1 pseudogene is annotated in these 1,060 nt (G+C 52.5%); it reads left to right on the top strand.

From position 1 onward, the window contains the following. Positions 1-165 precede the first annotated feature (165 nt). Positions 166-963 (top strand): annotated as a pseudogene (locus HII27_RS26800) (cobaltochelatase CobT-related protein); the annotation flags it as partial. Positions 964-1,060: the final 97 nt, after the last annotated feature.

Genomic DNA, 1,060 nt, shown 5'->3' with positions numbered 1-1,060 from the left:
CCCGTCAGCGAAAAGTAATACCCCTCTGGAGGCCACGGACGGCGCGGCCTCCAGAGCACTTTGTCGTTTTTGGACGGAAAATCCCTAGAACCCCAAGATGATGCCGCCGATCAAACAGACGGCGAAGGTAAAGAAAATGAGGATGCTGCGGAAGCGCCTGAAGACAGTGAGTCAGGCTTTGTTCCTGCTCCGGATGAAATGACTCTGGAGGACGCACTCAAGGCGCTCGACGAGATGGAAGACGGAACCGGTGAAATGACCGAAGACGCACTGTCGGCCACCATCAGTAAGGAGCTTATGAGCACCTCGCTTTCTGAGTATCGCCCATACGATCGTTCATACGACTTTATCGGGCTGATTGATGAGGCTGAAGAGCATGTTAAGCGCACAAGAAAGACATTTGGCGCAATCCCAATGCACTCACCTGTCGATCGCTACCGCATGGTTCCGGAAGGCAGAAAACTCTTTGAACTGAAAATCGAAAAACATCTGTCAGCAGGCGTTTCTTCGACTCTGGCCAAAGACCTGGAGCGAGCTATCGCCAGCCGCAACCGAGTTCAGTTTATCCCAGGCCAGAGACGTGGGCGGATACATGGCGCGAACCTGTATCGTCTGGCAATGAACGACGACCGAGTGTTCCGCAAGAAAGAAGACCACAGAGCGGTGAACGCGTGCGTCCAGCAGGTGATCGACTTGTCCGGCTCAATGGGTGGCAGGAAGATTCAACTGGCACTCGCCAGCGCCTACACCATTGCAGATGCCCTAGATCGTATCAATGTGCCTAACATTATCACCGGCTTTACCACGTTTGGTAGCCCTGATTATGAAACCATGTCGAAGCGCGGATTTACACGTTTCGAGGCGCTCATGCTGCCCATTATCAAAAACTGGAATGAGAAAGCTAACTCTCCAGAGATCCGCGCCCGCATGGGCTGCGTGTGTGAGACGTTCCCCCTGCTCAATAAGGAGAGCATGAAAAACCTCGGGGCAGCCATCGAATGATGCCATCTACAGGGGTTAAAATAACCACCATCATTTCATAACAATACCTGCTGACTAT

The organism is Kluyvera sichuanensis (genome assembly GCF_014218705.1).
Lineage (GTDB): Bacteria > Pseudomonadota > Gammaproteobacteria > Enterobacterales > Enterobacteriaceae > Kluyvera > Kluyvera sichuanensis.
The sequence above is the reverse complement of the archived record's forward strand: the minus strand, read 5'-3'. Positions and strand labels throughout refer to the sequence as shown.